The 13,102-nt window shown below is 39.8% G+C and carries 12 protein-coding genes; 5 read left to right on the top strand and 7 right to left on the bottom strand.

What is annotated here, in order from left to right; translation table 11 throughout:
- Positions 1–3: 3 nt before the first annotated feature.
- Positions 4–930, top strand: a complete 927-nt coding sequence (locus tag CLI64_RS05670; RefSeq protein WP_103136306.1) for a GUN4 domain-containing protein — start codon at positions 4–6, stop codon at positions 928–930.
- A 105-nt stretch (positions 931–1,035) separates the two neighbouring features.
- On the top strand, positions 1,036–1,938 hold the full coding sequence (locus CLI64_RS05665; RefSeq protein WP_103136305.1) for a GUN4 domain-containing protein: 903 nt from the start codon (positions 1,036–1,038) through the stop codon (positions 1,936–1,938).
- Positions 1,939–2,001: 63 nt separating this feature from the next.
- Here the strand turns inward: CLI64_RS05665 and prmA are convergent, their stop codons facing one another.
- The 4 genes from prmA to CLI64_RS05645 form a co-directional block, all read right to left on the bottom strand.
- Positions 2,002–2,922: a 50S ribosomal protein L11 methyltransferase gene (prmA, locus tag CLI64_RS05660; RefSeq protein ID WP_103136304.1), complete on the bottom strand. Its 921-nt coding sequence runs from the start codon at positions 2,920–2,922 to the stop codon at positions 2,002–2,004.
- Between the two features lie 330 nt (positions 2,923–3,252).
- Entirely contained in the window at positions 3,253–4,833 is a 1,581-nt protein-coding gene (gene serA, locus CLI64_RS05655) for a phosphoglycerate dehydrogenase (RefSeq protein ID WP_103136303.1), read from the bottom strand.
- An 869-nt stretch (positions 4,834–5,702) separates the two neighbouring features.
- Positions 5,703–6,530 carry a metallophosphoesterase gene (locus tag CLI64_RS05650; RefSeq protein ID WP_103136302.1) on the bottom strand — a complete coding sequence of 276 codons (828 nt, stop codon included), beginning with the start codon at positions 6,528–6,530 and terminating at the stop codon, positions 5,703–5,705.
- A gap of 276 nt (positions 6,531–6,806) precedes the next feature.
- Positions 6,807–7,637 (bottom strand): metallophosphoesterase, encoded by an 831-nt coding sequence (locus tag CLI64_RS05645; protein WP_103136301.1) that lies wholly within the window; start codon positions 7,635–7,637, stop codon positions 6,807–6,809.
- A gap of 546 nt (positions 7,638–8,183) precedes the next feature.
- Between CLI64_RS05645 and CLI64_RS05640 the strand changes: the two genes are divergently transcribed.
- The 3 genes from CLI64_RS05640 (at position 8,184) to CLI64_RS05630 (ending at position 11,851) form a co-directional block, all read left to right on the top strand.
- Complete coding sequence (locus CLI64_RS05640; RefSeq protein WP_103136300.1) at positions 8,184–9,797, top strand: NAD(P)H-quinone oxidoreductase subunit 4; 1,614 nt, start codon at positions 8,184–8,186, stop codon at positions 9,795–9,797.
- A 423-nt stretch (positions 9,798–10,220) separates the two neighbouring features.
- Positions 10,221–11,264, top strand: a complete 1,044-nt coding sequence (gene cobW / locus CLI64_RS05635) for a cobalamin biosynthesis protein CobW (protein ID WP_103136299.1) — start codon at positions 10,221–10,223, stop codon at positions 11,262–11,264.
- Positions 11,265–11,398: 134 nt separating this feature from the next.
- Positions 11,399–11,851, top strand: coding sequence for an ABA4-like family protein (locus tag CLI64_RS05630; RefSeq protein WP_103140607.1), 453 nt, complete (start codon positions 11,399–11,401; stop codon positions 11,849–11,851).
- A gap of 62 nt (positions 11,852–11,913) precedes the next feature.
- On the opposite strand, the gene CLI64_RS05625 is transcribed toward CLI64_RS05630, so the two are convergent.
- From CLI64_RS05625 to CLI64_RS05615, 3 genes are all read right to left on the bottom strand, one after another.
- Complete coding sequence (locus tag CLI64_RS05625) at positions 11,914–12,126, bottom strand: acetyltransferase (RefSeq protein ID WP_103136298.1); 213 nt, start codon at positions 12,124–12,126, stop codon at positions 11,914–11,916.
- Positions 12,127–12,307: 181 nt separating this feature from the next.
- The gene (locus CLI64_RS05620; protein ID WP_103136297.1) at positions 12,308–12,616 is read right to left on the bottom strand and encodes a DUF3181 family protein; all 309 of its coding nucleotides are present in this window, start codon (positions 12,614–12,616) and stop codon (positions 12,308–12,310) included.
- Positions 12,617–12,735: 119 nt separating this feature from the next.
- The gene (locus CLI64_RS05615) at positions 12,736–12,993 is read right to left on the bottom strand and encodes a hypothetical protein (RefSeq protein ID WP_103136296.1); all 258 of its coding nucleotides are present in this window, start codon (positions 12,991–12,993) and stop codon (positions 12,736–12,738) included.
- Positions 12,994–13,102: the final 109 nt, after the last annotated feature.

Below are 13,102 nucleotides of genomic sequence, written 5' to 3'. Positions count from 1 at the left end.
TTTATGTTTAAGGTAGATAAAACTCAAGGAAAAACTCCTCTAGAATATTATGAAAAAGCAATAGAAGAACTGCGGCGCAGTCGTGAAGAATTGCAGGATATAAAAGATATATATTTACAAGGGGCTAATTCTCTTACTCAGTCTTGGAATTCAGAAATTCAGCAATTAAAAGATGAACTGAAGAATACACACGAGAAATTAGTAAGTTCTGAAATAAAAACAGCAGAAATTCAGACAAATTTATTGGAGATGCAAAAAACTGCTTCAGATTCTCAACAGAAATTAGAAATTATTCAAGAAGGTATGATCGATGAAAGGAATATGAACAATCGAATTATTGAGGATTTAGCACAAATAAAAGAGAAATTATCTCAAATGACTTCTCCATCTCAGGCGATAGTACCTCAAACAGAGATTCTGGAGTACCTATCAAATTTACAGTTACAATTATCTCACTTGTCAGCAGAATTAACACTTGTTTCTCATATGTCTGGGATAGATTATAGAAATTTGCAGCAACTGTTAACAGACAATAAATGGCAAGAAGCTGATCAAGAGACTTACATTGTGATCCTTAAAATTTGCGATCGTAGTGAAGAAGGCTGGCTAGATGATCGTGAAATCAAAACGTTGCCTCGTCAAGACCTGGAAATTATAAATAAACTATGGGTTAAACACAGTCAAGGAAAATTTGGCTTCAGTGTTCAAAAAAATATTTGGCAAGCCAAGAAAGATTATAAACACTTTGCATATAGAGTTGGATGGTTAGCAAGTTTAGCTAATACCGAATGGTTGAAATATGAGGAATATAACTTTAGCTTAGATTCTAATAAGGGACACTTACCTTCTACATCTCGTTTGGTTGGTTTAGATTCTAGAAATGGCGGTGAAGTTGCACACCGAATTAAAATTTTTCTATCACGTTATTAATGAATAAATATTTTTTAAATGTTAAACATTTTTAACCTATATTATTTTTGCAAATAATCCCAAATTTACTTAAAATCCAATATTGTATTTGTAACGGTATTGCTAATGTTTAAACCAGATAATAGTCAATTTAAAACACCATTAAGTTATTATGAAAAAGCAATAGAAGAACTGCGGCGCAGTCGTGAGGAATTGCAAGAATTAAAGGCAATTTATCTACAGAATATGAATTCAAATTTTCAAGACTTGTGTGCCGAAATTAAAGATTTAAAACGTGAATTACAGATAACGAAAGATACAGTAAAAAAGTCTGAGAAACAAGGTTCAGAAACTCAGACTAGATTGAAAGAAATATCACAATTAGTAGAAAAATTGCTCATTGCTCCCACTGTTACCGATATTTCTCAAGACTTGCGTTCCGAAATTAAAGAGTTAAAACGTGAATTACAGATAACGAAAGATACAGTAAAAAAGTCTGAAAAGCAAGGTTTAGAAACTCAGACTAGATTAAAAGAAATATCACAATTAGTAGAAAAATTATTCGTAAATTCCACTGTTAATGGTATGGATTATGGTAAATTAGAAAACCTGTTAAAAAAGCAAAAATGGCAAGAGGCAGATCAAGAGACTTACTCTGTGATACTGAAAATATGTGGACATCAAAAGGGACGCTGGTTAGTTGATAAGGAAATTCAAAAATTATCTGCTCAAGACCTTATAAATATTAATAATTTGTGGGTTAAATATAGTCAAGGCAAATTTGGTTTTAGTATTCAAAAAGGTATTTTACAAGCTAGTAACGATTGTCAAAACTTTGCATATGAAGTTGGATGGCTTATAAACCCCACCAAGAAGATATGGGTTAAACATGATGAATATCACTTCAGTCTAGATGCACCTAAAGGACATTTACCATCTATACCTCGCTTAGTAGGTTTAGGTTATAGAAATGTGAGTGAAAAGTCATTTCGGATAAACCGAATAAATCTTTTTTTGTCACATTGCTAATCGATAATTGTGAAACACCAAGACAGATATTCAGTCTGCGCTAACTCTGTCTTCTACCTGTGTTTAAGAACGACGCACATTTAAGCAACACCACTCTTTGCGTTTCCACATGGTAGCAACTACCCACCCGTGTTTTTCTAAAGCATCAGCGACGGATTTTGATTGCTCTGTTAAAATGCCACTGAAAATAGCCCAAGTGCTAGATTTAGATATCTCGGTGATTTCTGGGACTAATTGAATAATTACATCAGCTAATATATTGCAGACAATTCCATCTACTGGTTTTTCAATGAGTTTCTTGAGAATATCTACACTACCTTCGGCGGGGACTATCTTTTCTGGATGAATATCATTCAAGGCACGATTACTAAAAGTCGATTGCACTGCTAGGGGATCAGTGTCTACAGCATAGACTTTTTCTGCTCCTAATAATACTGCCCCAACTGCTAAGATACCAGAACCACAACCAATATCCGCAATGACAACAGGTTCACGTTTACTACCTGTACTGATAAAAGATTGCGGAACTGAACTTAAACGCATCTCTAGAGATTCCAAGCACAGTTGAGTTGTAGCATGATTGCCTGTGCCGAAAGCTACACCAGGGTCAAGACGAATGACTAATCTATCTGTGTCTTCAGGTAATGGCAGCCATGCAGGGTTAATGAGGAAGCGATCGCCTATTTCTTGCGGTTGCCAATATTGTTTCCAGCTACTAGCCCAGTCTTCTTCATCAATTAGCTGCCAACCCAAGGTAGGACTCGATAATCCCACACACAAAGCATCCTGACGTAACCATAGCCCCAAAGCCGCTAAATCAAGTACCTGGGCTTGGAATGTGGGTAAATAACCCTTCACTAAAAAGTCAGTACCTTTTGTTTCACTAGCTGTCCCTCGACAACCAAAATCTTCCAATCGCCAGAAAACCGAGTCTTCTAACGCTGGTTCGCATGAAACCTGTAATTCCCACCAAGTGTTTACCATTGTTTAGTGCTGAGTGCTGAGTGCTGAGTGCTGAGTGCTGGGTGATGAGTGTTGAGTGATGAGTGCTGAGTGCTGAGTGCTGAGTGTTGGGTGATGAGTGTTAAGTGTTGGGTGAAGGTTTGGTTAGTGGAGTGAGATGTTAGCCTTGCTGAGAAGGAATTTTTAGAGTGTTTTGAGTTATCTTGATTTGTTCTAACTCTTCACTCTTAACTTTTCTCTTCACTAGATATAGATACGGTTAATCCTGCTTTAAATCAAGACGCACTACTATCAACACCAGCTAAACGCCCCGCTACCGCTAACAGCACTAACAACTCAGCACTCAGCACTTTATAAAGTTACTGTATACGCGTCCCGAATGCCGGGTACTTTGGTAATCTCTGCTAAAATCCCTTCCGGTAAGGGATCATCAATGCTGAGTGCCATAACTGCATCGCCACGCACGATTTTGCGACCTACCTGCATACTGGCAATATTGACGTTAAAGCTTCCCAATAAGGAACCTAATTTGCCAATAATTCCTGGCATATCGCGGTGTAGGGTAAACAGCATATGTTTGCTGGGGGGGACGTTAATGGGGAAACCATCAACATCGGTGAGGTGAATTTCTTTATCACCTAATAATGCACCAGTCACGGAGTGCGTACCTAAAGTACCTGTAGCTTCTAGGCGTAATGAACCAGCGTAGTCACGCGCCGAAGCATCGCGAGTTTCAATGACGCGAATTCCCCGTTCTTTGGCTTCGATGTTGGCATTGACGTAATTTACTCGTTCTCTGAGGGCTTGATACAGTAGACCCTTGAGGGCGGCGATTACCAATGGCTGACTCTTATTTGTTGCTAGTTCCCCTTGCAGGCGCACATTAAGTAACTCTACTCGACCACCAGCTAGCTGTCCGACCAAGTTACCCAAGGTTTCTGCTAGTTGCATATAGGGCTTGAGTTCTTCGAGAATATCGGGGCCAAGTCCAGGGATATTGACTGCGGAACGGGCGGGTAAACCTAGAAGGACATCGCGGATTTGTTCGGCTACGTCTATGGCTACATTTACCTGTGCTTCTGTGGTGGACGCGCCTAAGTGGGGGGTGAGGATGATTTCTTTACCGAGCGATCGCAATTCTGATTCGCCCAATGGTTCAGACTCAAACACATCTAACGCTGCACCAGCAATTGTGCCTGCTTTAATTGCTTCGACCAAAGCGGCTTCATCAATGATCCCACCACGCGCACAGTTAATGATTCTGGTTGTGGGCTTCATTTTAGCCAGAGTCTGAGCATTGATGAGATGGGCTGTTTCAGGAGTTTTGGGAATATGCAGGGTGATATAGTCTGCTTGCTGAATCAATAAATCAAAATCTACCAGCTGACAGCCTATTTGTTCTGCCCGTTCTGCGGAAATGAAGGGATCGTAAGCTAGTAATTTCATCCCCATCGCTTTAGCAACAGCCGCCACATGAGAACCAATTTTACCTAGACCAACTATACCCAAGGTTTTCTTGTATACTTCTGAACCTACAAAAGTTTTGCGATCCCACACGCCGCTTTTCACTGAAGCATTAGCATCAGGTATATGACGTGACAAAGACAACATCATTGCTAGGGCGTGTTCTGCCGCCGCAATCGTATTACCTTCAGGGGAATTAACTACAACAATTCCTCGGCGGGTAGCAGCAGGCACATCTACATTATCCACACCTACACCGGCACGACCAATAATTTTCAGTTGAGTACCGGCTTCGATGATTTCTTGAGTCACCCGCGTTCCCGAACGAATCATTAACGCGTCATACTCACCAATAATTTCTATTAATTCTGCTGGTTTGAGACCTGTCTTGACATCAACAGTAGCAACTTGAGAGAGGATGTCAATTCCTGCTTGGTCAATAGGATCGGAGACAAGAACCTTAGACATGATTACATGATTTATATAAGTTAGGAGTTTTGCTGCACAAGACTTTTTAGTTTAGTCCTTATTCGTGGCCATTCAGCAAAAATATTTTTTTGAATATCAACCCGTGCTGCACCTACACCTCTTAGATGAGGATACCAGAGGAAGGGGGAACAGATAAAGGCAAAAGGTAAAAGGCAAAAGTAAAAAGAAAGGAAAAGAAAACATCCTTTTTCTGGGACTGGGGACTGGGGATTGGGGATTGGGGAATCTCAGGGTAATGAATGTTAATTAATTTTCGACCTTTTTTTGAGACATGAGACAGGGAAGTAAAAAAATAATTAAGGAAAATTTCTCAATTGTTGCAAAACGTTAATGGTGTTCAAGTTTAGTAAATAGACAGATCACCAGAAAGAAAAGGTGCTAAATTAAGACCAAGGTACAAAAAGGTTAAAAGTTCATCAGATACAAACCTTGAAGTTAGAGCCATGTACCTCCTGCTCTAATGGCTTATTGATTCGCAATCTTAAACTCGTCGGTCGCATCCTGTATAAGTGTTTTCGCCTTGAGTTTATTGATTTATTTGTGGAGGTTTTGAACTTACAGCCAGAAATGCCTGCCTATTGGAATCAAGGATGCAAGGTTCTAAGGGTAATGGTTGCGAACGTTGTCCACCCTAGTTGAGTTATTTTTATCTCTGTTTTTTCCATCTTCTCTAACAATTGCACATTTACTAAGCCGCCTCAGCTAATGATTCTTTCCTTCTTAGCTTGGGGCGGTTATTGTATTTTTTGGGCATAGGGCTAATCAATTCAAAATTCAAAATTCAAAATTCAAAATTCAAGATTCTGTTCCCTATTTCCTAATGACTAATGACTATTGACTATTGACTCTTAAACTAACGTAATCACAGTTACTTCTGGGGGACAAAATAAGCGTCCTGGTCTATAAGTTCCCAAACCTCGATTCACATATAACTGATTAGTAGAAACTTGGTGATATCCTTGCGCCCATTCCCAATATCGCACCACTTTAGAACAATCTCCTAATAACAACGGAATCCAACGCCGCATTTTTTTGGGAATTTGTTTGAGGAGTTTTTTATAGTGGTAAACTACAGGCCCTATACCTGGTAAAACAATATGACCTCCGTGAGTGTGACCAGATAATTGTAAATCGACTCGCCATTGCTCTAAAATTTTCGCGGTATCTGGATTATGAGATAAAACAATTCTGGGTGTAGATGGCTTAAGTTTTTCCATTAGTGGTGCAGGATTGAATTCTTTTGACCAATAATCAGCTAATCCGACTATTGGTAAATCTTCTCCTAAAGGATAGGCAATTTCATTCCATAAGACATTGACACCGATACTGGTTAAAGCCTGAGTAATTTCTACTTGGGAGTGTTGGAAGTGAATATCATGATTACCAAGCACCGCATAACTACCATAGCGACTTTGTAGATATTTCAGTCTTAATGCTAGTTGGTGAATTGGTGCAGGATCATCAGTAACATAATCACCAGTTAATACTATTAAATCTGGTTCTACTTCATTAGTTACTGCGATCGCTTCTGCTAATAATTCTTCTGATAATCGCAATCCATCATAATGGAAATCTGATAACTGCACTAACTTTAAGCCTTGCAAACTAGATGGCAGTTCTGCAATCTTAACCGTGAGTTTATCTACACTTAAACGTCCTGTAAACAACCAGTGCATAACCTATTAGGGACTCCTCATACCAGCGTCTACAGCTTATCAAAAAACAAAATAAGTCTTGAGAAAGTGTTAAAAAATAATAACTTAATCTAGGGGTGTAAGGGTGTAAGGGTATAAGGGTGTAGGGGTGTAGGGATATGAATAAGGTTCATCAAGCAATTATAACTATGATTAATGACTAATGACTAATGACTAATGACTAATGACTAATGACTAATGACTAATGACTAATGACTAATGACTAATGACTAATGACTAATGACTAATGACTAATGACTATTCTGTTTCCAGTGTAATTACTGTTACTTCTGGTGGGCAAAATATGCGTCCTGGGAAATAAGTTCCTAAACCTCGATTGACATATAGTTGATTATTTCCGAGACGATGTAAGCCCTGTAACCATTCCCAATGACGAACTATAAAAAATTCTTTGCGTAGACAGGGGAAATATCGCCGCACTCGTATCGGAATTTTACGGATGATTTTTTTGTGATAGGGTAACACAGCCCCAAGACCAGGAATAATAATTTGTCCTCCATGAGTGTGGCCAGATAGTTGTAAATCTACTCTCCAAGCTTGTAAATAATGGGCGGTATCAGGATGATGAACTATTACTAAACAAGGTATTGAGGGATCTAATTGTGGGAAAATTGCGGCTGGATTAAATTCCCGTGAGTAATAATCAGCCAGTCCGACTATTGGTAATTCCCTTCCTAATGGATAAGCAATTTCATTCCAAAGTACGCGAATACCAATATTAGTAAGTGCCTGAGTAATTACAGTCTGGGAATTTTTGTAATATAAGTCATGATTGCCGAGAATAGCGTAAATCCCATGACGACTTTGCAGTTTTTTCAGGTGTGGCGTTAATTGGTGAATGGGTTCAGGGGTAGTAGTGACATAATCCCCTGTCAATAATATTAAGTCTGGTTGTGCTTGGTTAGTAACAGCGATCGCTTCTTCTAACATCGCATCCGAAAGCCGTAAACCATCATAGTGAAAATCTGACAACTGCACTAACTTCTTACCCTGTAGCGACGCAGACAACCCTGCAATCTTCACCGTTAATCGTTCCACACTCAACGGCCCAGATAAAAGTCTGTGCATAATTTACTCAATAAAATCTCTACTTAGCCTAGCTTAACAAGGAGGAAGAGGGCAGGGGGCAGGGCGCAAGGGAGAGAGTTGACAGCCTTTAACCCAAAATTCAAAATCTAAAATTGCTGTCAGGTAGGTTTTTCCATCACCTCTACATCCCTCTGGCGATATAAGTAAGTCGGTGAGAAAAAACCTAACTATCTTAAGAAATGTAAACTAGGCTAAAATCCTCTTTCCCCCTGCTCCCTGCCCCCTTGCCCCCTGCCTAATCAGAACTACAAATATTTACCCTGTTCTACTTATTGCGATTTGTAACGGTAATTTATACTTGCTGTCGCTTATTGACGTTACAAATGTTTACGATTAGGATAGATGAGTCGAAATTATCCTAAGTATTTATGCTCTTTTTTGCGGAAAATACTGGTTTTTTTGAGTATTTATTACTAAACGATCAGAAAAATTTAATTTCTCTAGAGATAAATATCGTTTACAAAAGTAAGAATTCCTTAATATAATGTAATTAAAAGCGAAAACAAAAAACGATTGTTAGAAGTGATGAATCCCGTTGAATTTCCTTGGCTGACAGCCATAATTGCCTTACCTTTGGTGGCAGCCCTAGCCATCCCTATAATTCCAGATAAAGAAGGTCAAACTGTTCGGTGGTATGGATTAGGAGTAGCGATCGCTGATTTTGCCTTAATGATTTACGCCTTTTGGCAAAACTACGATTTTCACAGTTCCGCCTATCAATTTGTCGAAAAATACGCTTGGCTACCCCAAATAGGCTTAAATTGGTCAGTAGCAGTAGATGGCTTATCGATGCCTCTCATCTTACTGACAGGCTTAATTAACACCCTAGCAATCTTCGCGGCTTGGAAAGTAACCAACAAGCCGCGATTATTTTATGCTTTGATGTTGGCAATGTATAGCGCGCAGTTAGGCGTGTTCGTTGCCCAAGACTTACTGTTATTCTTCCTAATGTGGGAAATTGAGCTAGTTCCTGTATACTTGCTCATTTCCATCTGGGGAGGCGCAAAACGCCGCTATGCAGCTACCAAGTTTATCCTCTATACTGCTGCTGCTTCTATATTTATTCTTGTAGCTGGCTTTGCATTAGCATTCTCTGGAGATACATTTACTTTCGATATCGCCTCTTTGGGAATGAAAGAATATCCCAAAGCTGTGGAATTATTAGCTTACGCAGGTTTCTTAATTGCCTTCGGTGTCAAACTACCAATTTTCCCCTTACACACCTGGCTACCTGATGCTCACGGTGAAGCGTCCGCACCTGGTTCCATGATTCTGGCTGGTGTGTTGTTGAAGATGGGCGGTTATGCCTTAATTCGCTTCAACATGGAAATGTTGCCTAATGCTCACGTTTACTTCGCTCCCGTCTTAGCAGTCTTAGGTGTAGTTAACATTATCTACGGTGCTTGTTGCGCCTTTGCTCAAACTAACCTCAAACGCCGCCTTGCTTACTCGTCAATTGCTCACATGGGTTTTGTCCTCATCGGTTTAGCTTCCTACACAGAATTGGGTGTAAGTGGCGCGATGTTACAAATGGTTTCCCACGGTTTAATTGCGGCTAGCTTATTCTTCTTAACCGGTGTCACTTACGAACGTACCCACACCTTATTAATGGATAAGATGGGCGGTATCGGTAAAGTCATGCCCAAAACCTTCGCACTCTACACCGCAGGCGCAATGGCTTCTCTAGCTTTACCTGGAATGAGTGGTTTTGTGGGTGAGTTGATGGTATTCCTGGGTATCGCTTCCAGTGACGTTTACAGTTCCAGCTTTAAAGTTGTCGTAGTTCTCTTATCAGCAGTAGGCGTGATTTTAACCCCAATTTACCTACTGTCCATGCTGCGTAAAGTGTTCTACGGTGATCAAAGTGAAGAATTACATTTAGATACTGTAGTTGCTGATGTCAAACCCCGTGAGTTGTTCATCACTGCTTGCTTGATTCTTCCCATCATCGGTATCGGTTTGTATCCCAAAATGGTAACGCAGACTTACGATGTGAAGACAGTAGAAGTTGCAACCCATGCGCGTCAAGTATTACCAGTGGTAGGTGGACAACAGCCAAAGAGTTTGTACTCCCAAATTTTCACCGCACCAACTTTAGCTTCTGCTGAAGTCGAAAGTTTAGTTAATATCTCAAAGTAAGTATAAGTCTCAGCAAAGGTGCTGAAAGTAAATTCTAAATATGAGGGGAAATAGGGGTGGTTGCAAAACTACCCCTATAATTTTGACAAAATTCAGTACTGAGTGGGGAATGGGGAGTGATGAGTGGGGAGTCACTGAAATTGGAAACCCCTTTTTCAGTAGACTTCTTGCATAAATCCTTTGGTGTTGCTAAGAATACTATTTAAAAGCTCACGCAAAGGCGCAAAGGCGCAAAGAAGAACGCAGAAAGATAACTCTTGAATTTATGTATTCGGAGTGTTCAATTATTCGTGCAAGAGGTCTAGTGAAGCAAAAAGGGGTACTTCACAAGCGAGAACTCATATATATTAAGAAAGAACCACACAAGCACAACCCACTTCGGTGGGTTAAGATTTGCTGTTTTGAATTTTGAATTAATTTTAGATGGCTACAAAAATTCCCGTTACCGTCATTACAGGCTTTTTGGGTAGTGGAAAAACCAGCCTAATTCGCCACCTCCTGCAAAATAACCAAGGTCGCCGCATTGCTGTATTAGTCAATGAGTTTGGCGAACTGGGTATTGATGGCGAGTTGTTGAAATCCTGTCAAATTTGCCCTGAAGATGAAGCTGATGGGAATAATATTTTTGAATTAACGAATGGCTGTCTGTGCTGCACTGTGCAAGAGGAGTTTTATCCGACAATGCAAGAGTTAATCAAACGCCGCGACAGCATTGATTGTATTGTGATTGAAACTTCTGGGTTAGCTTTACCTAAACCTTTGGTGAAAGCTTTTCGCTGGCAAGAAATCCGCAATGCCGCCACAGTAGACGCAGTGGTGACAGTGGTAGATTGTGCGGCTGTGGCTGCTGGGACGTTCGCCAGTGATTTGGATGCGATCGCCGCCCAACGTCAAGCCGATGATAGTCTAGAACATGAAACACCATTACAAGAACTATTTGAAGACCAGTTAGCCTGTGCAGATTTGGTAGTTTTAAGCAAAACTGATTTAGTGGATGCAGACACAAAAACACAAGTTGAGTCATTAGTCAAGCAAGAATTACCACGAGTCGTGAAAATTGTGGAGAGCGATCGCGGTCAACTCGACCCATCTATATTATTAGGATGGCAAGCTGCCGTTGAAGATAATTTAGATAGTCGTCCCAGTCACCACGACACCGAAGAAGACCATGACCACGACGACGAAATCAACTCTACACACGTCATTTTAGACCGGACTTTTGACCCAGAAAAACTGCAACAACAATTAGAATCATTAGTAAATCAACAAGAAATTTACCGTATTAAAGGCTTTGTCTCCGTACCGAACAAACCCATGCGTTTAGTATTGCAAGGCGTAGGCAACCGCTTTGAAAAGTTTTATGATCGTCCTTGGCAAGCCACAGAAGCTAGACAAACCCGTTTAGTATTTATTGGGCGTGATTTAAACTCAAAAGAGATAGAATCACAATTGTTACAGGAGTCCTAAATCATTCGTGAGCAACAAGATCCCCGACTTGTTTGAGAAGTCGGGGATCTGAACACCGCGAATTCTCACGAATCAGCTAGGACGGCTATAACTGTTGAGTGTTGACGACTGCAAAAATTTTAATCAAATATATTATGGACATCACGCAATTATTCAACGTTGCTAATGTTTTCGTCTTGCCTTTTTGGGCATTAATGATTCTTCTCCCTAACTGGAAAGTCACACGGCGAGTCATGGAATCATACATTCCATTTTTACCGTTAGCTGGGGCATATTTGTATTTATTTATTACCAGTATTACCCCAGAAAATGCCCAAGCTTTATCTAATCCACAACTTGCCGATATTGCAAAATTCTTCGCAGACGAAAAAGCTGCGGCTACAGGTTGGATTCATTTTTTAGTAATGGATTTATTTGTAGGGAGATTTATCTATTGGGAAGGACAAAAAACTGGAATTTGGACAATTCACTCACTAATACTCTGTCTATTTGCAGGCCCTTTAGGAGTTCTATCCCACATTTTCACAGTTTGGATTACTAAAGTAATTTCACCCCAAACCGAATCTAAATTAAGTGCTGAGTCTTAGGTAATAAATAGGGGAGATGAGAAAATTATCTCACTCCCCTAGTCCCTTACATATCGTATAGCTTACACAGCCATTCTGTAATTCGCATCTATCCAACAGCGTGGTAAACTTTCACCGGAGGGAAAAACCAGATTGGCTTTTTTGAATGTATCAGGTTCTTGTTCCTCTTGACCTTCTTGGTCTTGACCATGAACTATTTCTAAGTTGGGATCAATTAACTCTTGGATATCAAGGACTTTGATTAAATCAGTGGTATTTTTAAGTTGTAAAAACATATCATTACCTCCTCTAATTGCTAATATATTTATGGCTGTTGATTTAGTTATTCGGAAATATTTTCAATTCAAAGCCAGCTTTTAAAGCAAGCAAATCACCCTCTGCAAATACTATTTGTTTAATCCTTGGAGAAATGCTTGCTACTTAAATTGGGTGTGCGATCGCCTGCCTATACTATAACTACATCTCGCGTTGATATCTCTCTAAAATATCTACTAAGTTAACTTGACATTGCAGAGGTAGTAAATCTATCAAAGGTAGTTCTCTTCGACCACCACCAATTTTAACTGAAATAGATTCTAATACCTGTATAACTTGGTCTTCAGTCACCGCTTTAGAGGTAATTAGAGGATATAACTGTTCAGCTACTACAGTGTGTAACTTGGCGTTAGATAAATAAAGATGCCATTTAGCAATATCTATATAAATATTGTCGCCGATTTCGGCTGCTAGGGCTTCTAGTAATTCTGTGGTATTAGTCTTAGCCATATAAATCACTCCAAATCAAAAAAGAGCGCAAAGTCTCAGACTAATTAACATTATCGCGCAATTTATCAGGCAAATACACAACCACAGGTTACAATCACCCTAGCGTTAGTGTTCCCTCTTTAGGTGGATTTGGGGGGAGTAGGAGAGTAATTCGCGATCGCCGCAATGTAAATTAGATGCACTAACAATACTACAACCCAACCTGCTGTCAATGGGGGCAACCATTCCCAATTAGCGACTGTCAAGTTATGGAAGAACCATAAACCTGAGTTAATCGTAGCAGCGACGGCTACATGAACGGCAAAGTTCATGCGATCGTCTAACTTGCGAAATTCAGGGTCATTGCGATCGGGTTTACGAGGCCAACGGGGAGGCATAAATATTTATTACGCTTTACGATTTTTAATACACTCTCACTATTTTAAGGTTTTTGGGCGTATTTGTAGCACAGCGAAAATATGATTTACAGTTGACTAGTTTAGTAGG

The organism is Nostoc sp. CENA543 (genome assembly GCF_002896875.1).
In the GTDB taxonomy this organism is placed as follows: domain Bacteria; phylum Cyanobacteriota; class Cyanobacteriia; order Cyanobacteriales; family Nostocaceae; genus Trichormus.
This window is presented reverse-complemented; position numbering and strand designations above follow the sequence as displayed.